The 19,808-nt window shown below is 56.1% G+C and carries 21 protein-coding genes; 11 read left to right on the forward strand and 10 right to left on the reverse strand.

What is annotated here, in order from left to right:
• Positions 1-403: 403 nt before the first annotated feature.
• From QOL67_RS10995 to QOL67_RS11015, 5 genes are read left to right on the forward strand one after another with little or no spacing between them, the layout of a single operon-like run.
• A complete protein-coding gene (locus QOL67_RS10995; protein WP_283426414.1) occupies positions 404-1,009 on the forward strand; it encodes a VOC family protein in 606 nt (201 codons plus the stop codon).
• Between the two features lie 2 nt (positions 1,010-1,011).
• Positions 1,012-1,482 (forward strand): GNAT family N-acetyltransferase, encoded by a 471-nt coding sequence (locus tag QOL67_RS11000; RefSeq protein ID WP_346770605.1) that lies wholly within the window; start codon positions 1,012-1,014, stop codon positions 1,480-1,482.
• A gap of 42 nt (positions 1,483-1,524) precedes the next feature.
• Positions 1,525-2,202, forward strand: a complete 678-nt coding sequence (locus QOL67_RS11005) for a molecular chaperone DjiA (RefSeq protein ID WP_283426013.1) — start codon at positions 1,525-1,527, stop codon at positions 2,200-2,202.
• Positions 2,202-3,227 (forward strand): endonuclease/exonuclease/phosphatase family protein, encoded by a 1,026-nt coding sequence (locus QOL67_RS11010; protein ID WP_283426014.1) that lies wholly within the window; start codon positions 2,202-2,204, stop codon positions 3,225-3,227. The genes QOL67_RS11005 and QOL67_RS11010 overlap by 1 nt, the downstream gene beginning before the upstream one ends.
• Positions 3,228-3,249: 22 nt before the next feature.
• Positions 3,250-3,624: a hypothetical protein gene (locus QOL67_RS11015; protein ID WP_283426015.1), complete on the forward strand. Its 375-nt coding sequence runs from the start codon at positions 3,250-3,252 to the stop codon at positions 3,622-3,624.
• Between the two features lie 33 nt (positions 3,625-3,657).
• On the opposite strand, the gene QOL67_RS11020 is transcribed toward QOL67_RS11015, so the two are convergent.
• From QOL67_RS11020 to QOL67_RS11040, 5 genes are all read right to left on the reverse strand, one after another.
• Positions 3,658-5,193: a Ppx/GppA family phosphatase gene (locus tag QOL67_RS11020; protein WP_283426016.1), complete on the reverse strand. Its 1,536-nt coding sequence runs from the start codon at positions 5,191-5,193 to the stop codon at positions 3,658-3,660.
• A gap of 67 nt (positions 5,194-5,260) precedes the next feature.
• Positions 5,261-7,435 carry an RNA degradosome polyphosphate kinase gene (locus QOL67_RS11025; RefSeq protein ID WP_283426017.1) on the reverse strand — a complete coding sequence of 725 codons (2,175 nt, stop codon included), beginning with the start codon at positions 7,433-7,435 and terminating at the stop codon, positions 5,261-5,263.
• Between the two features lie 106 nt (positions 7,436-7,541).
• Positions 7,542-8,210 (reverse strand): HdaA/DnaA family protein, encoded by a 669-nt coding sequence (locus tag QOL67_RS11030; RefSeq protein ID WP_283426018.1) that lies wholly within the window; start codon positions 8,208-8,210, stop codon positions 7,542-7,544.
• Between the two features lie 6 nt (positions 8,211-8,216).
• Positions 8,217-9,302: an AI-2E family transporter gene (locus tag QOL67_RS11035; RefSeq protein WP_283426019.1), complete on the reverse strand. Its 1,086-nt coding sequence runs from the start codon at positions 9,300-9,302 to the stop codon at positions 8,217-8,219.
• An 84-nt stretch (positions 9,303-9,386) separates the two neighbouring features.
• Complete coding sequence (locus QOL67_RS11040) at positions 9,387-11,057, reverse strand: ATP-binding protein (RefSeq protein ID WP_283426020.1); 1,671 nt, start codon at positions 11,055-11,057, stop codon at positions 9,387-9,389.
• A gap of 368 nt (positions 11,058-11,425) precedes the next feature.
• Between QOL67_RS11040 and proS the strand changes: the two genes are divergently transcribed.
• On the forward strand, positions 11,426-12,778 hold the full coding sequence (proS, locus tag QOL67_RS11045; protein ID WP_283426021.1) for a proline--tRNA ligase: 1,353 nt from the start codon (positions 11,426-11,428) through the stop codon (positions 12,776-12,778).
• Between the two features lie 62 nt (positions 12,779-12,840).
• Here proS and QOL67_RS11050 read toward each other — a convergent pair whose 3' ends face one another.
• Complete coding sequence (locus QOL67_RS11050; protein WP_283426022.1) at positions 12,841-13,251, reverse strand: hypothetical protein; 411 nt, start codon at positions 13,249-13,251, stop codon at positions 12,841-12,843.
• Between the two features lie 78 nt (positions 13,252-13,329).
• On the opposite strand from QOL67_RS11050, the gene QOL67_RS11055 reads away from it, so the two are divergent.
• Genes QOL67_RS11055 through QOL67_RS11065 form a run of 3 tightly spaced genes read left to right on the forward strand, consistent with a single transcriptional unit; the run spans position 13,330 to position 15,708 of the window.
• Positions 13,330-13,716 carry a MerR family transcriptional regulator gene (locus tag QOL67_RS11055; RefSeq protein WP_283426023.1) on the forward strand — a complete coding sequence of 129 codons (387 nt, stop codon included), beginning with the start codon at positions 13,330-13,332 and terminating at the stop codon, positions 13,714-13,716.
• A 29-nt stretch (positions 13,717-13,745) separates the two neighbouring features.
• A complete protein-coding gene (locus tag QOL67_RS11060; protein ID WP_283426024.1) occupies positions 13,746-15,032 on the forward strand; it encodes a lipoprotein-releasing ABC transporter permease subunit in 1,287 nt (428 codons plus the stop codon).
• Positions 15,025-15,708, forward strand: a complete 684-nt coding sequence (locus QOL67_RS11065; RefSeq protein WP_283426025.1) for an ABC transporter ATP-binding protein — start codon at positions 15,025-15,027, stop codon at positions 15,706-15,708. Before QOL67_RS11060 ends, QOL67_RS11065 begins: the two co-directional genes overlap by 8 nt.
• A gap of 227 nt (positions 15,709-15,935) precedes the next feature.
• Here QOL67_RS11065 and QOL67_RS11070 read toward each other — a convergent pair whose 3' ends face one another.
• Positions 15,936-16,142, reverse strand: a complete 207-nt coding sequence (locus tag QOL67_RS11070) for a cold-shock protein (protein WP_283426026.1) — start codon at positions 16,140-16,142, stop codon at positions 15,936-15,938.
• 258 nt (positions 16,143-16,400) lie between these two features.
• Positions 16,401-16,940 (reverse strand): GNAT family N-acetyltransferase, encoded by a 540-nt coding sequence (locus QOL67_RS11075; protein ID WP_283426027.1) that lies wholly within the window; start codon positions 16,938-16,940, stop codon positions 16,401-16,403.
• A gap of 147 nt (positions 16,941-17,087) precedes the next feature.
• Between QOL67_RS11075 and QOL67_RS11080 the strand changes: the two genes are divergently transcribed.
• The gene (locus tag QOL67_RS11080) at positions 17,088-17,483 is read left to right on the forward strand and encodes a c-type cytochrome (RefSeq protein WP_283426028.1); all 396 of its coding nucleotides are present in this window, start codon (positions 17,088-17,090) and stop codon (positions 17,481-17,483) included.
• A gap of 3 nt (positions 17,484-17,486) precedes the next feature.
• Here the strand turns inward: QOL67_RS11080 and QOL67_RS11085 are convergent, their stop codons facing one another.
• Positions 17,487-18,149: a DNA-3-methyladenine glycosylase I gene (locus tag QOL67_RS11085; protein WP_283426029.1), complete on the reverse strand. Its 663-nt coding sequence runs from the start codon at positions 18,147-18,149 to the stop codon at positions 17,487-17,489.
• 413 nt (positions 18,150-18,562) lie between these two features.
• Here QOL67_RS11085 and QOL67_RS11090 point away from each other — a divergent pair, with 413 nt between their 5' ends.
• Entirely contained in the window at positions 18,563-19,093 is a 531-nt protein-coding gene (locus QOL67_RS11090; protein WP_283426030.1) for a M48 family metalloprotease, read from the forward strand.
• Positions 19,094-19,261: 168 nt separating this feature from the next.
• Here the strand turns inward: QOL67_RS11090 and QOL67_RS11095 are convergent, their stop codons facing one another.
• The gene (locus QOL67_RS11095; RefSeq protein ID WP_283426031.1) at positions 19,262-19,609 is read right to left on the reverse strand and encodes a hypothetical protein; all 348 of its coding nucleotides are present in this window, start codon (positions 19,607-19,609) and stop codon (positions 19,262-19,264) included.
• Positions 19,610-19,808 lie beyond the last annotated feature (199 nt).

Raw genomic sequence — 19,808 nt, forward strand, 5'->3', positions numbered from 1 at the left:
CAGCGCGCAGGTCCTCCAGGGTTCCCGGGTAACATTCTCAATGAGATTATTGATGTTGTAGGCTCACATGCTGTTCTGCAAGGCTGAGATGATTCTGACCAGGAATATGACGGCTCGCTTTAGGGGGGGCTTGGGGCATATCGGGTTTTCACAAATGGGTGTGGTATTTTTTGTGGTACAAATTCAAATCTTACATTTTTTTATTTTTAGTTACAGTAACTTGCGAGATTTTATAGGCGGACTGCTTCTCCGCCAACAAGATTTCACACATTTTGGCGCGCGATTCTGTTTTGACACGGGCCCAAGCGGTTTCGCTCGGCCAAATTGGTTGGATCAACCTGCGCTTTGCGTTGTGGAAGCGTGTTCTTTGCGCTTTGATGGCGGCAAATGGGGGGCTTTGATGCTGACTTTGGATCACTTGGCGGTTGCTGGCGAAACGCTAGAGGCGGCTGTGGCGCATGTGGAAGACATGCTGGGCGTAAAAATGGGGCCAGGCGGGGAACATGCCCACTTTGGAACGCATAACCAGTTGATGGGGCTGGCAGGTGGTATTTATCTGGAGGCGATTGCGGCCAATCCGGCCGTGGCGCCGTTGCGCTATCCTCGCTGGTTTGATTTGGATCGCTTGAAGGGCGCGCCGCGCCTTGGGAATTGGATTTGTCGCAGTGATGATCTGGATGTCGAGCTGGTGCGTCTGGATGTTGACGCGGGCAAAGCAATCCGTCTGGCGCGCGGCGATTTGCGTTGGCGTATGGCGGTGCCGGACAGCGGCGTGTTGCCGTTTGACAATCGCTTTCCGGCGCTCATTCAATGGGACGTGGCGGTGACACCTGCTGAGATCTTGAAACCGTCAGGTGTGATTCTGACACGGCTTGAAGTGGCCCATCCAGAGGCGGCCGATTTGGAGAAGAGCGTTGGGATCATTGATCCGCGTGTGGTGTTTGTGACTGGGGCGTCGGGATTGCAAGCGACGTTTGACACGCCTCACGGCGTGCGGGTGTTGCGATGATAATGCGTAATGCGACATCTGCGGATGCAGAGGCAATTGCGGAGATCTGGAACCGTGAAATACGCGACGGGGTCAGCACGTTTAACACCGTTGAGAAAGAGCTTGGAGCGATAAAGGCCGCGATTGCGTCAGAGGCTGTGTTTAAAGTTGTTGAGGAAAATGGTGGGGTGCATGGGTTTGCAACCTTCGGGCCGTTTCGGAGCGGTCCAGGCTATGTCCGAACGATGGAGCACACAATCTATCTGGCTGCGGCCGCGCGTGGCAAAGGCGCAGGGCGGGCCTTAATGGGCGCGTTGGAGGCAGAGGCCAAAGCGCGCGGCGTACATGTTTTGGTGGCGGGCGTGGGCGGAGAGAACGCCGCCGGCATTGCATTCCATACGCGTCTTGGGTTTGTCGAGGTGGGGCGGATGCCTCAGGTTGGCCAAAAATTTGATCGTTGGATGGATTTCGTGCTGCTGCAAAAAATGCTGTGACGCAGCACTGGCCATTCTGCAAAGAAGCGCTAAGGTGGCCGCATGTCAATTTGGTCCCGCATATCGCAGGCGTTGTCTGCTCTGAGCCAAGGGGAGTCGCTCTCCTCTGTGTTTGATCATTTGCGCGCGCCGCCGGAGCGGTCCGTGGCTTTTACCATCGCAGTGATCGCGTTGGGCGCAAAGATGGCCAAGGCGGATGGTTTGGTGACACGTGACGAGGTGACGGCATTTCGCGACGTATTCCAGATCGCGCAAAAAGATGAGGCCAACGCGGCCAAAGTTTTTAACATGGCGCGCCAGGATGTGGCCGGTTTTGAAGAATACGCCACACGCATCAAGGGCATGTTTGGGGCCGTGCATGGGCGGCCGGATGACCTGATGGAAGGGTTGTTTCACATTGCGGTGGCGGATGGGGAATATCACCCCAACGAAGACGTTTTCTTGCAACGTGTCGCAGAGATTCTTGGGGTTGAGGATCATGCGTTTAAGGCCATGCGTGCACGGTTTGTGCCCGACGCAGAAGCGGATCCATTTACAGTTTTGGGTGTGACGCCGGAGATGCCGATGGAAGACATCCGACAGGTGTGGCGCAAACTGGTGCGCGAAACGCATCCAGACGCCATGATCGCGCGCGGTGTGCCGGAAGAGGCGGTAAAAATTGCCGAGAAGCGCATGATTGATATCAACCGCGCTTGGGAACAGATCAACGAGGCGGCGTGATGCGGATCGCCACGTATAACGTGGAGTGGTTTTCCAGCCTGTTTGATGCTCAAAATCAATTGCTTATGGACGATGGCTGGTCTGGTCGTCGAGGCGTGACGCGGGCGCAGCAGATCGAAGCGGTGGGCGCCGTATTCACGGCCTTGGATGCGGACGCGGTAATGGTGATTGAAGCGCCGGATCAAGGCAGCAAGCGTAACACGGTGCTGGCGCTGGAGCGGTTTGCGGCGGCGTTTGAGCTGCGTGCCAACAAAGCGGTTCTGGGGTTTGCCAATACCACGCAGCAGGAAATTGCGCTTTTGTATGTCCCCACGGCGATGACCCCTGCGCATGATCCCCGCGGGGAACTCACCGGAAAGCACGGGGCCACTGGCGCGCCGCGGTTTGACGGCACGTTGCGGTTGGATTTGGATGTGGATGCCAAAGAAGATTTGGTGGTGTTTTCCAAGCCGCCGTTAGAATTGGATCTGACCACCGCAGCGGGTCGGAAGCTGCGTGTGATCGGGGCGCACCTCAAGTCAAAGGCGCCGCATGGTGCGCGCAATCGTGATGAGGTGATGAAAATTTCCATTGCCAATCGTCGCAAACAATTGGCGCAGGCGATTTGGCTGCGGCGGCGGATTGAAGCGGAATTGGCGGCGGGAGAGGATGTAATCTTGCTGGGGGATCTCAATGATGGGCCCGGATTGGATACATTTGAAGATCTGTTTGGGCGGTCGTCGGTTGAAATCTTGTTGGGCAGTAACGGTGGTGCGCGCATGTATGATCCGCATGCCGAGATGGCCTTGCGACACAAGTTGGCGGCACAGCCGACAACGGCACGTTTCCATATTGAACGCGAAGGGCGTTACCTGAGCGCGCTACTGGACTACATTATGGTATCAGAGACATTGCGATCGGCGAACCCACGCTGGCGGATTTGGCATCCCTTTGAAGATCATACATGTTGGGATGTGCCGGAGTTGCGGGATGCGCTGCTGACGGCGTCTGACCATTTTCCAGTGGTTTTGGATATTGAAATTTGAGCTGAGTTTGGGAGGGTACCCCATGAAAACCTTAAGAGCGTGCGTCGTGATCGCAGGACTTTGTTTGTCCGGAGTGTCGGCAACCGCAGAGGACGACACTGCAGGTCGAAGCCTGATGGAGCAAGGTATGGAGTTGTTCCTAAAGGGGCTTCAGGATGAGATCGCACCCACCATCGAAGGGTTTGCGAGCTTGATGGAGGAGATTGGGCCGGGCCTTCAAGGATTTCTTGAGGAGATGGGTCCAAAGCTTGGCGCGGTGTTCTCCAAGGTGGAAGACTGGAGCACGTACCACGCGCCGGAAATGCTGCCCAATGGCGACATCATCATGCGCAAGAAAACGCCTGAAGAGATTGGTGTGCCGGACACGACAGAAAACTCCGAGGGCGTGGAGCTTTAGAGCGGTGCGCTCCAATAAAGGCTTGGCGCGGTGCTAGTCTTTCAGGCGCACGTTTGAAGTTGCTCTCAGTGTATTGGCGAGCGCGTTAAAACGTGCTTCGGCCACTTCGCCATACAGTGGCCCGGTGCTGACGGGCAGCTTCAGGTGCAGCTCTGCTTTTTTCGGATGGTATTTTAACGTGCCCATATTGTCGCGGTCCTGCTGCCACAGCATGGCGCCAAAGCGCATGGCTTTGCCGATGACTTCGGCCTGATGCCGTTCTTTCTCGGTCAGCAGCTGGGCGAGTTCTTCAAAGCGGGTGCCTTCGGATTTGTTGCGATACCGGTGCAACAGAGACAGACCGAGGAAGACACGTTCTTCGTGTTTTAGGCCACCGAGGTTGGCGCGGGTGGTGCTGTCAAATACGGTTTCAGCCCGGTAATCAGGGTGCGCGCGCCAGCTCACGTCATGTAGATAACAGGCCGCTTTGATCAGGCGCAGTTGTTCCGGCCTAGATGATTTGAAGATTGGGAAGATAAACTTGTAAAGCGATTTGCCAAAGCCCGGAATGCGGGCGTCTTTGGCTTCCATAAAGCGGCAGGCTTCGATCAACGGATCACGCTCACGAATGCGGTCCGGCATTTGCTCGTAGAGCATCCCTTCGCGGATGCCATAAGAGCTGATTGCGATGTCATGAGGCTTGAAGCGTCGTAACACGCCTTTGAGGACTTCGATTGCCAGCGGAACAAGCGCCATGCGAGAGCTGGACACGCCGCAGCGGCCACGCAGCTCGTCTGGATCGTTCTCTTGAATAAAGCGGGCAGTGTCGCGTACCGCGGTGGCGGTCATGCGGTATTCATGCAGCACTCTCAGGGGGTAACCGCGACGTTCCATGTCGATGCGGGCAATGGCGCGCCAAGAGCCGCCAACAAGGAACAAGCGGTTTCTCTGGTTGCCCATCTGCTGGTAGAGGGCGTCCAGTGTATGGTTGATGAAGTCGCGACGGCCTTTCTTGCCGCCTTTCACATCGCGCAGTTTCAGGGGGCCCAGCGAAGAGGTTACCCGTTTGCCAACTTCGCCGTCGTTGATTTCGGCCAACTCCATAGACGCCCCGCCGATGTCACAGATCAGCCCATAGGCTCCGGGCCAGCCGGTGAGCACCCCTTGGGCGGACAGGCGGGCTTCTTCGGCGCCGTCAATCACGTGGATGTGCACGCCGGTTTGCGCCATCACGTCGGCGCAGAAATCCGGGCCGTCGGAAGCTTCGCGCACGGCGGCTGTGGCCACGGCGGTTAGGCCGTTTAGGTGCATGGAATCCGCTAGGCGGGCAAAGCGGGCAATTGCCGCCAGTGCCCTTTCACGTCCTTTGGGGTTGAGTTTGCCGGTGTCAGCGATACCGGCCCCCAGGGCACACATGATTTTTTCGTTGTAGAAATAAGCCGGGCTGCGCGCCGCGCCGTCAAAAACCACAAGGCGCACCGAGTTGGAGCCGACGTCAACCACGCCAACCCGCGACAGGGCGCGTGCTTCGAGGTCTTCAAAAATGGGGCGTTCAAACAGGCTGTGATCCTGCTGCGGGTCGTGGGGCATGGCGGTCGTCTTACGTCAGATACAGTGTGGTTTGGTAACGCAACATTGCGTTACCAAAGAAGTGTGGTCAATCATCTGTATGGGTCAATTGGGGCACATCTGATGCCCCCGCAGTGCCACGTCCAGAGAGCGACGGATTCTCCATGAAGAACCGGTGGCAATTGAAGGCAAATTCGCCTTCAGGCACCGGGGTACGGTCAAAACTGCCGTCAGGGTTCATTACCCAGCTTTGAGCCACGTCGGCCATGTTGGCGGCCATTACTTGGGACATCATTTGGGCTTTTACCGTCGCGTTTTTGACTTCGACGAGGGTTTCAACACGGCGGTTGAGATTGCGGCCCATCCAGTCTGCTGAGGACATGAAAACGCGGGCCTTTTTGGTAGGCAAATCATGGCCATTGGCGAAGCAGACAATGCGGGAATGTTCCAGAAAGCGGCCAACCACAGATTTTACGCGGATGTTGTCAGACAGGCCTTGAATGCCGGGGCGGAGGCAACAAATCCCTCGCACAATAAGCGAGATTTTCACGCCAGCCTGTGATGCGGCGTAAAGTGCGTCGATGACTTCAGCCTCGACCAAAGAATTCATTTTGGCCCAGATTGCCGCCGGTTTGCCCGCACCGGCGTTCTCAGACTCCTGAGCGATCAGCTCAAGCAACTTGGGCTTCAGGCTGATTGGAGAGATGGCGAGATTTTCCAAGGTGTCAGGTTCAACGTAGCCTGAGAGGTAGTTGAACACCCGGTTGGCATCGCGGCCCAAAGCCGCGTCACATGTGAAAAGGCTCACGTCGGTGTAAATCTTCGCCGTGATTGGGTGGTAGTTGCCGGTGCCGTAGTGGGTATAGGTCACTAGCTTGTCACCTTCTCGGCGTACCACGGTCGAAATTTTGGCGTGGGTTTTCAAATCCAGGAAGCCGTAAACCACATGCGCCCCGGCCCGTTCCAAGCGGCGGGACTGACGGATGTTGGCGGCCTCGTCAAAGCGGGCTTTGAGCTCGACAAGGGCGGTGACAGACTTGCCATCCTCGGCGGCCTCGCACAGCGCTTCAACAATTGGGGAATCTTTTGAGGTGCGATACAGCGTTTGTTTGATCGCCACCACGTTGGGATCGCGGGCGGCCTGTTGCAAAAAGCGCACCACCATGTCGAAGGTCTCATAGGGGTGGTGCAGCAGCATGTCTTTTTGCTGAATGGCGGCAAACATGTTGCCGTCAAAGTCTTGCACCCGTTCCGGCACCCTTGGGGTAAAAGACGGCCAAAGCAGGTCCGGGCGATCATCGATCACCATTTCCTTGAGGTCTGCGAGGCCGATCATTCCGTCGATGTCGACCACTTCGTCGCCGGTGACTTCCAGCTCCCGCATGATGAGTTTTTTAAGACCGGCGGGGGCGTCGGAGGTGATCTTCAGGCGCACGACTTCGCCGCGGCGGCGGCGCTTGAGCGCCACTTCAAATTCACGCACGAGGTCTTCGGCTTCATCTTCAACCTCGAGGTCGCTGTCGCGCAAAACACGGAATGCACAGTGTCCTTTGGTTTTGTAGCCGGGAAAAACGCTGTCCAAGTGCAGGATCAGAAGTTCCTCAAGTGGCAAGGCGCGGATGGTACCCTCGGGTGACGGCAAAAAGACAAAACGGTCGATCTGATTTGGGATCGGCAGCAAAGCCTTGAGGCTGCGTTTGTTTTTCTTGCGTTCTAGCTGCAATGCCAGCGTAAAACCGGTGTTTGGAATAAAAGGGAACGGGTGTGCTGGGTCGATGGCCAGTGGCGACAACATCGGAAACACGCGGTTCATGAAGATATCTGCGAGGAACGTGAGATCCTCATCTGTGAGGGCATCCCGTTGCAGGATGTTGATGTTTTGTGCTTCCAGCTCATCACGCAGGCTGTTGAACATGCGCTGCTGTTCTTGCAGCAGGTTGCGGGCGTCTGCGTTGATCAGCACCAGTTGTTCAGCAGGAGACAGGCCGTCCTGTGCGGGGTTGTTGTGGCCCTCACGCACAAGTTCGCGCAGACCAGCCACGCGGACGGTGTAAAACTCGTCTAGGTTGGTTGCGGAGATCGACAGAAAGCGCAGACGCTCCAGTAGAGGCACACGTGGGTTTTCGCTTTCTTCTAGAACTCGCCAGTTGAAGCTGAGCCAGCTTAATTCGCGGTTGAAGAAGCGATCCGGGCCGGTGCGGTCCAGATCAGGCAATGCCACAGGTACAGGAAAGTCGGATTTTAGAAAGTCAGCTTGGGTCATATCGGTCTCATGCCATTGGCAGGTAACGAGAAGATGACTTTAGGCGGGAAAGCTGGCAGGGTCCAGAGACGCGCGCCGGGCAGGGTGTCGCGGGGGAGATTGGATGTCACTCCTGCTCCAGTACCCGTTTCGCCAAAGCTTTGGTGATGGGGCGCTTTTCGCTCAGGCTTAACTGGTCCAGCGTCTCAACCACATGTGCGACGTTGGCAAAGCTGCGGTCCATGTGTTTGGCGATGTAACTCAACACATCCGGCGTGGGCATAAGCTGGCGGTCGCCAAATTGTTTGGCCATGACCGCCATCAGCAACATGTCGTCTGGCTGATCCAATGTGGCAACTGTGGTGCCCTGCATGCGGCTGAGCAAATCCGGCAAGGTCAGGCCCCACTGCAAAGGTGTGCCGTTGCCGCTGAGCAGGAGGGTGTTGCCTTCCGCCAGTGTCAGGTTATGCAGGTGGAAAAGCGCGGTTTGCGCTTCCGGATTGCCTCCGATCAGGTGCACATCTTCGACAGCGACAGGGGTTTTGGCCAACGCGGGCACGGCGTCTTTTGTGAGTGTGGAAGCAGCCACAATTTGTGCGCCCGACAGGGCGGCCCAAACATGGGTCAAGTGGGTTTTGCCCGCGCCAGCAGGACCCGCGAGCACCAGTTTGCCACTAGCCCAATTTGGCCACAAATCTACCAGGCCAAGCGCCATGGCGTTGGCCGGGCTGACAAAAAAATCATCACGCCCAAGGGCTGCCCGAACCGGCAGATCAAAGTTCAGCTGCTCAGCCATTTGGTTTCAGTCGGCGTCCTGTGCACTTGCTTGATCAGTCTCGCTGCGCCCTTTGTAGAGCGTGGACGACATGTATTGGCCGGTGACAAAACGTGCAAGCACTCCGATGGAGGCGGCCACAGGTACAGCCACCAACATACCGACAAAACCAAAGAGGGCGCCAAAGACAGATAGAGCCAAAAGCAGCCAAACCGGGTGCAGACCAACAGATTTTCCGACAAGTTTTGGGGTGAGAACGTTGCCTTCGATCATTTGGCCGATGGCAAATATTGCCGCGACGAGGCCGACTTGCAGCCAATCCCCCCAAAACTGAAACAACGCCAGACCAATGGCCAAGGCACCACCGATGAGTGCACCAAGGTAAGGAATGAAGGTTACGAGGCCTGCAATGAACCCGACAACAAGGCCAAAATTGAGGCCCACGATCATAAGCGAGACCGCGTAGTAGGTGCCAAGGATCAGGCAAACGGTGCCCATGCCGCGCACAAAGGAGGCCAGCGTTTTGTCGATGTCCGCGGCCAGTCGGCGGATGGTGGGCGCGTGATCTCGGGGCAAAAGCGAATCGACCTCTGCCACCATGCGATCCCAATCCAGCAACAAATAAAAGGCCACAACCGGTACGATCACCAGCAATATCACCACGTTCAAAAGGGAAGCCGCGGAGCTGAGCGCGGTTTGCAGGAAATCGCCGCCGCGTTCTTGCAAGAAGTCGCCCACTTTTAGTAGGGACTGGTTCATCATAGAGTCCGGTTGCAACAAGCTGGGAAAGCGCTGGGCCACAAAGGTGCGTAGTTGAGTGAAAACTTCGGGTAAGGTTTTCACCAGCTCTTCGGTTTGCTGGATCAATGTTGGCACAACAGCCAAGATTCCAATCACAAAGGTGAACACGCCAAGCAAAGTGATGACCGTGGTGGACGCGGCACGAGACAGGCCTCGGGCTTCAAGCCGATCGGCAAGCGGATCCAGAAAATAGGCAATAGCGCCGCCCAAAACAAACGGTAGCAAAACATCCCCGAGCGCCCAAAGCACCACGGAAAAAACCACTACAAATATTCCCCAGAACTGAAACTGTTTGTGGGCGGGAAGGGCCATTGGCACTGAACTCCGGTCTGTCGCGTTGCGCACAGTGATTGCGCAAGCGGGCAGGGGTTGCAAGCCTTTGCGGTTGAAGGGGAGTTAGCGTGTGACTAATGCGCAGAGATCCGCGCGCCGGATTGGTTTGGCCAAACAATGGTCAAACCCGGCATCCAAATAGCTGGCGATGTGTTCAGGAAAAACATTGGCTGTGACCGCGACCATTTTGGGCAGAATTGCAGCATCGCTTTGGGTTTCCATTGCACGTAGAGTGCGGGCGATCTGATCACCGGTCATGTCGGGCATGCGAATGTCGATGAATAGCGTGTCAAACTTGTCTGTCAGCGCATGGTGCAATGCAGTTTCCCCGTTATGGGCACAGACAATTTCGGCGCCCATGCTTTCCAGCATACGTGATAGCACCAGGCGGTTTACTGGACTGTCGTCTGCCACAAGCGCGCGTTTGCCAGCAAAGGCATTGGCCATTTTTGCAGCGCTCAGGCCTTTTGTGTCCACTTCCGTTGTGACAGGCATGGGCACACAGGCGAAAAAGGTGGTGCCCTCTCCCGGTGCGCTATCCACTGAGACGTCCCCCTCCATGAGGTCGACCAATCGTTTCACAATTGCCAACCCCAGCCCTGTGCCCCCCTTGCGACGGGCGACGGAGGTGTCGGCTTGTGAATAGGCCGAGAATGCGTGCGCAATCTGACTGGCATCCATCCCGCAGCCGGTGTCTTTCACCTTGGCGCAAATCGTGTCTGTCGTGGCTTCAAGGGTGACGTGAATCGTTCCCTTTTCAGTGAATTTGACCGCGTTGCTGAGCAGGTTGCCGAGCACCTGCCGCAATCGGAATTTATCCCCCAGGCGTGGCGCACCATTTTCGGTATCGCTGGCCTCGACTATTAGCTTCACACCTTTGCAATCAGCGGAGGCGCGGTGCAGAGCGATCACGTCCGCCACTGCGGCACGTAAATTAAAGGGGCGGTGCTCCAGATCAAGTTTGCCAGCGTCAATTTTACTGAGATCCAGAGAATCATTGAGCGTACGCAACAGGCCTTGGGTGGAGGTGTCCATGGTGCGCAGCAATTCTGGAACCACCGTGCCCTGATCACTTTTGTCCAATTCTGCGGACAGCAGATCGACAGAGCCGATAATGCCATTGAGCGGCGTGCGGATTTCATGGGCCATATGCGCCAGGAAATCTTCGCGCGCCTGAGCAGCTTCTTCTGCTTCCGTTTTGGCAATCTCGGCGGTGCGCAAAGCGACTTTTAAGGCAATTTGCTCGTTCACACATAGAGCGAGTTGGTGCAGTTTTTGCTGCTCGTCTTCGCTCCAGTTGCGAGGGGCATCGTCACTTGCACAAAGGGCGCCGATACAAGTGCCATCTGGCAAAGTGATTGGCATGCCAAGGTAGGCAACCACTTTCAGCGTATCAATTGCGCTGTTGTATTTGAGCACAGGATGTACGCGGGCATCGGGCACAATCAGAGGGCTGTTGCTGGCGCGTACGTGTTGGCAAAAAGAATGGCACAGTGGCGTTTGGCGGGCTTCTGCCCAATGTGCGACCAGGCCGACCTGGCTCTTAAAATATTGGCGGTCCAAGGCAGGTTGCACGATGGAGACCAACGCAACAGGCACGTTGAGAACAGAGCGGGTGAGCGACGTCAAATTGTCAAAGGCCGCGTCAACGTCTGCGTCGACAAGACCGAGGTCTGCCAGAAGCCTGTCATTTGCGGGTTTGGGATCAATTCTTGATGCCACCGATGTGTTCATTATCTGGCTCACTTGTTAACAAATCAGAAGGAGCGCTCGCGCTGTTCAGTTTCTGTTAGCAGTGAGGTCTCAGACTGCCTGTCGACCAAAACGCACATTGCAAAAACACAAATGAACGCCGCGAAGCGCCCCTTCAATTTTTGATCAAACATGAAAAGAGTTAATGGTGACCTAATACAGCCGAAGCAAATGTAAACTTTTTTGCCATTTGGGTAATGATTGTAAATTTGCATCCACGGTTCCATTCGCGATGAGGAGGAGCAGGGTGGATGGCTTGCCTCGCCAGTCTGATTGGGCTAGCCCAAGGCAAATGTTATAAGATGGCCGCTCCATTTGGTGTGCGGCCCCAGCCGAGAGAGTGAGTGCCAATGCGCCTGTCCCGCTATTTTCTGCCTGTGCTGAAGGAAACCCCTTCTGAAGCACAGATCGTCAGCCACCGTTTGATGCTGCGCGCTGGCATGATCAAACAGTCCGCGGCAGGAATTTATTCCTGGCTGCCTCTTGGCTTCAAAGTGCTGCGCAAAATCGAGAATATTGTGCACGAAGAGCAGATGCGTGCGGGCCATATCCCAATGCAGATGCCAACGCTGCAATCCGCAGACTTGTGGAAGGAAAGTGGGCGTTATGACGCCTATGGCGAAGAGATGCTGCGTATCACAGATCGCCATGGCCGTGACATGCTGTACACGCCAACAGCGGAAGAGCTGATCACCGATATTTTCCGCAGCAACGTGAGCTCTTACAAAGACTTGCCGCTGACCATGTACCAAATTCAGTGGAAGTTCCGCGATGAGATCCGCCCACGGTTTGGCGTGATGCGTGGCCGTGAGTTCTACATGAAAGACGGCTATAACTTCGACCTCAGCAAAGAGGATGCGCTTCACGCCTACAACCGTCACTTGGTAAGCTACCTGCGCACCTATGAGCGCATGGGTCTTCAGGCGATCCCAATGCGCGCGGATGGTGGCCCTATTGGGGGCGACTACACCCATGAGTTCCTCGTGTTGGCGGAAACTGGCGAGAGTGAGGTGTTTTACGATTCCGCTGTAACCGACCTGTCCTTTGGCGATCGCGAGATCGACTATGACAGCGTGGAGCAGTGTCAGGGCGTTTTGGAAGAGTTCACCACGAAATATGCCCGCACCGATGAGACCCATGACGAAGCTCTATTTGGGGCGGTTCCTGAGGAGCGTCGCCGCACCGCACGCGGCATCGAAGTGGGACAGATTTTCTACTTTGGTACCAAGTACTCTGACGCGCTGGGCGCGCAGGTGCAGACAGCCGAAGGCGAGAAGGTCTCCGTCCATATGGGCAGTCACGGCATTGGCGTGAGCCGCTTGCTTGGTGCAATCATTGAAGCCAGTCACGACGACAACGGCATTATCTGGCCAGAAGGTGTGACGCCGTTCCATGCGGGTATTGTGAACCTGAAGCAGGGTGACGCGGAAGCGGATGCAGCCTGTGAAGCGCTCGAAAAGGCGTTGGAAGCGGCTGGCCTGGAGCCCCTATATGACGACCGCAAAGAACGTGCGGGTGGTAAGTTTGCGACTATGGACCTCATTGGTTTGCCATGGCGCATCACTGTGGGGCCACGTGGCCTGAAAAACGGTGTTGTGGAGCTGACTTCGCGTCGGACAGGCGAAAGCGAAGAACTGGCACCTGAAGCGGCGGTGGCTAAGCTGATCGAGATCTATGCAGATCACCGAGTGACCGGCCTCTGATCCAGACGCTTTTTGAACATTGAGCATTGGAAGGCCCTCGCGATTTGCGAGGGCCTTTTTTGTTATGTCGCATGGACTTGTGTCGGTTCCCGGACGGGAAGGGATTGCAAAACCGCGAAGGTCAATTCGATGATGATAAAGCCCCAGATCAGAGGGCTTGCGCCGTTTAGGACGGCGTTGAGCATCCAGGCAGAGAACAGCCAGCGGCCGACGGCGTCGTAGCGGGCGAGTTGGGGATCATTCAGGCGCAGGCGAACAATCGACCAGATGGTTACGACGCTGCCAAAGAAGTTGGCGAAGAGCACGGCATAGGCATTTAGGTCCGGGAGGGGCGGCAGGCCGGTGGCCGCGTGGGCGCCGTTCATGCCGCTCCAGAACAGGCCAAGCGTCAGCGGCGTCATATAGGGCCAGGTGATCAGCAAATCATACCAGGCGGAGACGCGGTAGAGGCGGTGAAAGTTGGTGGGTGACATCGTGCATCCTTTGTCAGTTGCGTTGGATGCGGCGAGGTGTAAACCCTGGAGCAAGGTCCAAGGTCAAGGAGAAAAGTGATGCGAATTGGGGCGTTGGCTGAGGCGGCCGGTGTGAGCCGGGACACCTTGCGATACTACGAAAAACAGAAACTTATCCGGGCGGATCGCTGGCCAAATGGCTATCGGGATTATCCCGAGGGCATGGTGGAGATGGTCCGTATGATCCGGCAGGGGCAGGCGTTGGGGTTTTCGCTCAAAGAAATTGGCGCGTTGGTAAAGGGTCTTGGTGGGGGATTGTCTCAGGCGGAGGTCGAAAAACTTCTGGCTGGAAAGTTGGCAGACATTGATGCGCGTATGAAGGAACTTGCAGAGCTGCGAGCCGTTGTCGCACAGCGGTTGGCTGAGGCCTGCCCGCTGGGATTGGATGCGCCGGGATCGCTTGACCCTAAGCGGGTGGCCTCATAGGGTCGCGCCAACCAAGAACCGGAGCAGTTATGGCAGGTCGTACAGCCCCTTTTTCCCGATTTGAATGGATGATCGCCTGGCGCTATTTGCGTGCACGCAAGGCTGAAGGCGGGGTCAGCACGATGACCTGGATCAGCCTGATCGGCATCACGTTGGCAGTGTTTGCCTTGATCGCAACTTTGGCAGTGCGGGCTGGGTTTCGATCGGAGTTTGTTGGAACCATATTGGGCGCAAACGCTCACGTAAGCGTCTATCAGAGTGGCGAAATTTCCGAAACCGGCGTGATTGACCGCACCATCAAAGACTTTGATGCGATGGCCGCGAGATTGAAAGACGTGCCTGGTGTGACCCGAGCGGCGCCGCTGGTGAAAGGGCAGGTCATGGGCAACCTGCGCAACCGCAACGCCGGTGTCGAAGTCTTTGGCATGCGGGCGGAAGATTTGGCTGAACTGCCGCGGATTGCGGATCCTACCACCAGCGATGGCGACATCGCGCGTTATGACGAAGGTATTGCAATTGGGTCCGGTGTGGCGCGAGAGCTGGGTGCGCGGGTGGGAGATCGCATCAAATTGATCTCGCCCAATGGGGTGAAAACCGCATTTGGCACCTCACCGCGGATCAGCAGTTTTGAGGTGGTCTATATCTTCTCTGCTGGCCGTTATGACATTGATCGCACACGGGTTTATTTGCCGTTTGCCGAGGCGCAAATCTTCTTTGATCGTGATGGTGTGGCGGATGAGATCGAGGTCATGGTGGCCGAGCCGGAGAATGTGGAAGTACTGGCGGTTCCATTGATGATGGCCGCTGGAGATCGTGCCTTGGTGTGGACCTGGAAACAGGCCTCCGGCGGGTTTCTGAATGCGCTGGAAGTGGAGGACAACGTGATGTTTGTGATCCTCTCCATTTTGGTGCTGATCGCCACAATGAACATCGTAAGTGGTTTGATTATGCTTGTGAAAAACAAAGGGCGTGACATTGGTATTTTGCGCACCATGGGGCTGACCGAGGGCTCTGTGCTGCGGGTGTTCTTCATCTGCGGGGCGTTCACGGGTGTCCTGGGAACACTGCTTGGCGTCGCCTTCGGATGCTTGTTTGCGCTCTATATTGATCCGATTTTTTCCTTTGTAAATGTGCTCTTAGGGGGCGAGGCTTGGGATCCTTCGATCCGGGGTATCTACCGCCTTCCGGCCAAACTTGAGGTGGGAGATGTGATCAGTGCGATGAGCTTGTCGCTTGGTTTGGCTTTTGTAGTGACGATTTTCCCGGCGCGTCGAGCGGCCCGAATGAACCCAGTGGAGGCGCTGCGTTATGAGTGATGTTGTGCTGACGCTTGAGGGCGTAGAAAAGTTTTATAACAAAGGCTTAGCCAATGAGATCTGCGTGCTGAGCGGCGCAGATTTGGCGCTAAAACCGGGTGAGTTGGTGGCGCTTGTGGCGCCGTCAGGGGCAGGCAAATCGACGCTTCTGCACATCGCAGGATTGTTGGATGAAGCGGACAGCGGTTCCGTTGATATTGACGGGAAAACCTTGAGTGGGAAGTCGGATCGACGGCGCACCAGAGCGCGGCGGGAGGACATTGGGTTTGTCTACCAGTTCCACCATTTGTTACCGGAGTTCAGTGCCTTAGAGAACATCGCGCTGCCACAGATGGCCAATGGGGTCAGCAAGTCGGACGCGGAGACACGGGGGCGGGAACTCCTGGAAACCGTTGGCGTGGCGCATCGGGCGAAACACCGGCCGGCGGAGCTGTCCGGGGGCGAGCAGCAGCGGGTGGCGTTTTGTCGGGCTTTGGCCAATAAGCCCCGGATTTTATTGGCAGATGAGCCAACAGGGAACCTTGATCCGGCAACCAGTGATCAAGTGTTTGATGCGCTGATGAAGCTGGTGCGCGAGACCGGATTGGCGGCGTTGGTGGCCACGCACAATATGGAGCTGGCGGCGCGGATGGACCGTGTGGTGCGGCTTGAAAACGGGGTTTTGGTGGACGGCTAACCATCGCCTGTTGCGGGAGTGGTTAACGGACAAAAAGCCAAAAAAATCACGTCGGTATTACGTCGGTAACACGACCGTTTTGCGGAGGTGGTCCTGTTGTGCTGCCGGCCGCTTGTAAACACAACGTGCGTTGCGCGATCAGCTGTCTCAGCGGCGCATCAGGGACCACAAACGCAAAACGCGGCCCTCCGAAGAGAACCGCGTTTCAAATGTCTTGATCGGGTGGCTTATGCCAGCGCGATGTTGGACGCGGATTCGCGACCGTCGCGACCTGCTTCGATGTCGAAGGTCACTTTTTGGTTGTCAGCCAGACCAGTCAGGCCGGAGCGCTCAAGCGCGGAAATGTGTACGAACACGTCCTTGCTGCCGCCGTCTGGTGCGATGAAGCCGAAGCCTTTAGTAGTGTTGAACCATTTTACGGTGCCAGTAGCCATTCCGTAGTCTCCTAAAATAATCTGCCCGCACGATTGCGGCAGCGTGGCGATGTCGGTCTGTATCGAGAGACTGAACGCCGTTTGAAGGGAGACAGTGGTCGAAATAGAAAAACGTTTGCGAGGGCTACATAAGAGGCTGTTGCCCAGTATACAAGAGAAAGCTTCAAAACAATTATTGGGAAGATGCTGCAAAAGGTCGGGGATCGGCAAAAATTGGCGCATGGTCCGCCTAGATGAGCCGCGATGGCCTGCATTGGTTTACCAGACATCCGGATTGTTCAGTGCAGGGACACAAGTGGGCTTGCCTTGGAGCGGAGTGAGCGGCTCAGTTGTAAGGGACTGAGCAATCCAGCCATGGGGAAAGCTGAGCGGCAGAGGCGGGGTGGCCATGTCTTCGCCAATTGGCGAAAAGCCGGTTTTTCCGTAAAATACGGGGCTTCCGTAGGTGATGGCGATGTCCGCGCCTGTGTTGCGCAGCACATTCAGGGCGTGGGTGATGAGCGCTTGGCCGATGCCTTCGCCGTGGCGCGTGGTGGCAACCGCCATTGGAGACAGCAGGACCACGGTGCGCGGATCTCCGGCGTAGCGCAGCGGTGAGAACAGTACCGCGCCAACAAGCGTGCCATTGTCGGTGGCGGTGAACACCCGTGTGCCGTCATCTTGCCGGTCCCGCAGCATCTGATCCACCATGGCGCCAATGAGCGTGCCTTCTGTTTCGCCTTCGGAGGTGGTGAAGGTGATGGTGAAAAGCGCTGTAATCGCTTGAGCGTTGGGTGCGAGGTCTTCGGCGTAGTGCATGGCGGAGCTCTCTCTGAAGAACAGGTTTGAGTTGTGTCACGTGCTATGATCCGGATCAAGGCATGTCCCGGGTGGGTGTGGCAGGCTGCTGACGTGGGGGCGTGCAATGCAGATCAATGGTCTGCTGTAGCTGAGGAGAATGGTGTGATGAAAATCGGACTATATGCGCTGGCGGTCACATTGGTGGCGGGGGCCAGTTTTGCGGAGAATGTGGAAGAGGGTGCGGCGCTGTATATGAAGCACTGCGCGACCTGCCATGGCATTGATATGGATGGCAACGGGCCGATGGCGGGCGTGTTGATGATCAAGCCGGACAACTTGTTGACTTTGAGCAGTGGCAATAGCGGGGAGTTTCCCTTGGTGCGGGTGATCAAGCGCATTGACGGGCGGGATCCGCTGGTGAGCCATGGCAGCCCGATGCCGGTGTATGGCGATTTCTTTGAGGGTGTGGATGTGGCGCTGAAAGCCCCCACGGGCCAGCCGATTATGACCTCGCAGCCGGTGGTGGCGCTGGTGGCGTATTTGCAGAGTGTGCAGCAGTAAAGGTTAAAGGCTCATCGCCAGAACGCGGCTGATCTCGGTCAGGGAGCGGCCGGATTGATCCATCCAGATGTTGAAGGCCTCTTGCACCTTTTTCATCGCGCCTTTGGAGGTGGGTTGTTTGTCGATTACACCTTCGGCGATCAGGCGGGCGACCACATCGCGGGACAGAATGAAGCTGTCTTTGCCCAAGAACCGCAAGGCATACTGACCGGTGGCACCGCCAATGCGGGAGCCGCCTTTTTTCATAAATTCCAGCTGGTTGACGTAGTCGGAGCTGGACCAACCGCCGAGCACTTTGCCTGCGCCGCCGTCTTCACGCAGGGATTGGATGAAGTGGGCGTTTTCCAGAACGGTGCGGATTTTGGGGCCGTTGCGCACAATGGCGGTGTTGGACATCAGGCTGTCCATATCCTCATCATGCATAAAGGCGCAGCGATCTACATCAAAGCCGTGAAAAGCCTCTTCAAAGCCGTCCCATTTGTTTTCGATGACCTGCCAATTGAAGCCCGCCTGAAAGACACCTTTGGTGAATTGCGCAAGCCAGCGTTGCTCGGGGATTTGCGCGAGGTCTGCGGCGGATTTGGGTTTGCTGAGCAAAGCTTCGAGCACGTCGGCACCGCCTTTGCGCTCTGCAGAAATGGCGAAGAGGTCGGCGAAGTGGCGCATGGTGGTGGTTCCTAGAACTAATTTTGTCACCGTCGATTATTCTGTCGCAACTCCACAATTACCAGCGCCAAATTCTGGTTAGTGTGGAGTACTCTGACGGCCTTGAAAACAGTGAGGTGAATGACTAAACCTATAGTATGACACAACCCACGCGCGTACTGATTGACCGTCTTCTTGGTGGTGTCTCCCTAAGGAATGTCCAAGGTGTAAGGACCGCATGGGGCGACCTTTTGGGGGAAGGGACGGTTGCCGTTCCAGCCGTGCTTGACAGGTTGGATTCTACCGCGTGGCAGCGTAAACCCGTTGGGCCAAGCTCGCGCTACCTCGCTATTTTGTTGGCACTATTGCATGAATTGGACGAGGTCGCATTCAAGCGAGAGATCCAAAGGCTCAAAAAGGAGCCATTGCATTCGATGCATCGGCATACCGTTGACGTCATGTCCAAACGCAAAGGTGATCGTGTCTACGGCACCGTCAGCGAAGGTGTTCCAGTTTACATTGCTGACGATGTGGATCAATCGGAGATGGTATACTGCTACCTTCAGCGATGGAGCTGCACGCCTGATCTTGCGATCTCAAGCGTTACGCGTATCGATGTTATCGCTTTGACGGACGAGATGGATTATCTGGGGCTGTACCTTCTCTATTTTGACGGCATTGTGCTGACTTGGCAGAACGGTAACCTCTCCTATTTGCGGCGTTGGTGGCGCAAGTTTCAAACTGAGCTGACCTTTTACCATGAGGTTGGCCATCATTTTCATCAGCATTCTGTAGGCGGCCAAGTTAAAGAGCAGGAAAAGGAGGCGGATGATTACAAGCGGCTTATGTACCGGAGTGCGCATCCCGTGTTTGTTCCCATGGTGCGCGTTTTGTTTGCGCCGGTGTTTTGGGGGATGAAAATCCGCAAGAGGATCAAACGAGAGGGGGGTGCAACGAAAGCCTAGTGTCGCGGTGCCTCTGCACGTCACAAATCCTTGCTAGCTGTGAAGGGTGTGCTGTGCCAACGAAACCAACGCCTGCGCACGAACCGAGGGGCTAGGAAGCGAAGCGCCCGCCCCGTGGGGGCGGTTCGGGCGCTGCCAAATCGGAGATTTGACAACTCTGGCTAACTATTAGGTGAACTGACTTTCGTAAGTTTTCCAGTGGTTCGGAAAGACCGCTTCGTATTGTCCTGACGGAATGCCCAGAGCATCGACGCGCAGTTCGACCTCGCTGCCAAAGTCAATTGCCATAAGCACTGCGTCTTGGGCGTCGATTTCAAGTCCCGCGGATGTAAATATTCGTAATCCGCTCCAGCGCTTTATGGCTGGGTCACCGTCATCATGCGGCAAGTTGCCTTTGGCAAACTGGTCAAAATGTTCAGACGGCGTGACAACACCTTCGACACATCCCATTGGTGGATCGCCACTTTCCAGTTTTGATGTGCCGAGCAGGATATCGTTAAATCTTATTTCAAACATGCTGTAGCTTAAGCGCTTGGGGGGCGGCGGAACAAGGTGCTGAAACCTGCGAATTCCACGCTCATTTAATCCCCCAAGCCCCCCATCTTTACCTCCCCTTAACTCAAAAAACCTTAGGTGGCCTTGCAGCCCCTCAAACCCATGACTAAGACTCTGTTGGTAGGGTCCGACGGGCGGGCCGCAGAGCGATCAACAGGCA

The sequence above is a fragment of the Shimia sagamensis genome (genome assembly GCF_900182745.1).
GTDB lineage: Bacteria > Pseudomonadota > Alphaproteobacteria > Rhodobacterales > Rhodobacteraceae > Shimia > Shimia sagamensis.

Bases quoted from the DNA above. Each gene is read 5' to 3' on its own strand.
- QOL67_RS11075 (WP_283426027.1), bottom strand. From the start codon at position 16,940: ATGCACTACGCCGAAGACCTCGCACCCAACGCTCAAGCGATTACAGCG.
- QOL67_RS11085 (WP_283426029.1), bottom strand. From the start codon at position 18,149: ATGCGCCACTTCGCCGACCTCTTCGCCATTTCTGCAGAGCGCAAAGGC.
- QOL67_RS11055 (WP_283426023.1), top strand. From the start codon at position 13,330: ATGCGAATTGGGGCGTTGGCTGAGGCGGCCGGTGTGAGCCGGGACACC.
- QOL67_RS11090 (WP_283426030.1), top strand. From the start codon at position 18,563: ATGCATCGGCATACCGTTGACGTCATGTCCAAACGCAAAGGTGATCGT.
- QOL67_RS11050 (WP_283426022.1), bottom strand. From the start codon at position 13,251: ATGTCACCCACCAACTTTCACCGCCTCTACCGCGTCTCCGCCTGGTAT.
- QOL67_RS11010 (WP_283426014.1), top strand. From the start codon at position 2,202: ATGCGGATCGCCACGTATAACGTGGAGTGGTTTTCCAGCCTGTTTGAT.
- QOL67_RS11040 (WP_283426020.1), bottom strand. From the start codon at position 11,057: ATGAACACATCGGTGGCATCAAGAATTGATCCCAAACCCGCAAATGAC.
- QOL67_RS11035 (WP_283426019.1), bottom strand. From the start codon at position 9,302: ATGGCCCTTCCCGCCCACAAACAGTTTCAGTTCTGGGGAATATTTGTA.
- QOL67_RS11030 (WP_283426018.1), bottom strand. From the start codon at position 8,210: ATGGCTGAGCAGCTGAACTTTGATCTGCCGGTTCGGGCAGCCCTTGGG.
- QOL67_RS11095 (WP_283426031.1), bottom strand. From the start codon at position 19,609: ATGTTTGAAATAAGATTTAACGATATCCTGCTCGGCACATCAAAACTG.
- proS (WP_283426021.1), top strand. From the start codon at position 11,426: ATGCGCCTGTCCCGCTATTTTCTGCCTGTGCTGAAGGAAACCCCTTCT.
- QOL67_RS11070 (WP_283426026.1), bottom strand. From the start codon at position 16,142: ATGGCTACTGGCACCGTAAAATGGTTCAACACTACTAAAGGCTTCGGC.
- QOL67_RS11080 (WP_283426028.1), top strand. From the start codon at position 17,088: ATGAAAATCGGACTATATGCGCTGGCGGTCACATTGGTGGCGGGGGCC.
- QOL67_RS11065 (WP_283426025.1), top strand. From the start codon at position 15,025: ATGAGTGATGTTGTGCTGACGCTTGAGGGCGTAGAAAAGTTTTATAAC.
- QOL67_RS11020 (WP_283426016.1), bottom strand. From the start codon at position 5,193: ATGCCCCACGACCCGCAGCAGGATCACAGCCTGTTTGAACGCCCCATT.
- QOL67_RS11015 (WP_283426015.1), top strand. From the start codon at position 3,250: ATGAAAACCTTAAGAGCGTGCGTCGTGATCGCAGGACTTTGTTTGTCC.
- QOL67_RS11025 (WP_283426017.1), bottom strand. From the start codon at position 7,435: ATGACCCAAGCTGACTTTCTAAAATCCGACTTTCCTGTACCTGTGGCA.
- QOL67_RS11000 (WP_346770605.1), top strand. From the start codon at position 1,012: ATGCGTAATGCGACATCTGCGGATGCAGAGGCAATTGCGGAGATCTGG.
- QOL67_RS11060 (WP_283426024.1), top strand. From the start codon at position 13,746: ATGGCAGGTCGTACAGCCCCTTTTTCCCGATTTGAATGGATGATCGCC.
- QOL67_RS11005 (WP_283426013.1), top strand. From the start codon at position 1,525: ATGTCAATTTGGTCCCGCATATCGCAGGCGTTGTCTGCTCTGAGCCAA.